Source organism: Pontimicrobium sp. MEBiC06410 (genome assembly GCF_053601615.1).
This window is the reverse complement of sequence record NZ_JBSHNT010000070.1, coordinates 1-346: the sequence shown is the minus strand read 5'-3', so window position 1 is coordinate 346 and position 346 is coordinate 1. Positions and strand designations below refer to the sequence as shown.

1 protein-coding gene is annotated in these 346 nt (G+C 37.0%); it reads right to left on the bottom strand.

The annotated features are described in order from the left end of the window. Positions 1–346 (bottom strand): condensation domain-containing protein (locus ACVC08_RS00455; protein ID WP_452600550.1); only part of this gene is annotated, 346 nt, incomplete at both ends.

Sequence of the window (346 nt, the reverse complement as noted above, 5' to 3'; positions counted from 1 at the left end):
TATGATGCATGCATAACCCTAAAACATACTTATCTTTTCCTGTGGTTAGTAATAACACGCGTAATAATGGCCCTTCTGATAAATTAAATGGGGCTTTGATAAACTTATCGCTGTGTGCTTGTATTGCTTTTGACTTTTCTTCTGGTTTTAACTTACTATAGTTTGCTTGTTCTATTGTTAAGACTAAACTGCTTGCTATGTCTTGGTAGGCTATTCCTTCTGAGTCTTTTTTAAAGGTTGTACGTAATGACTCGTGGCGTGCTACTAATGCATTGATACTTTGCTCTAAGTACGCTATGTTGAGCGCACCATTCACTTCTAATAATCCTGGTATGTGGTACCTTTC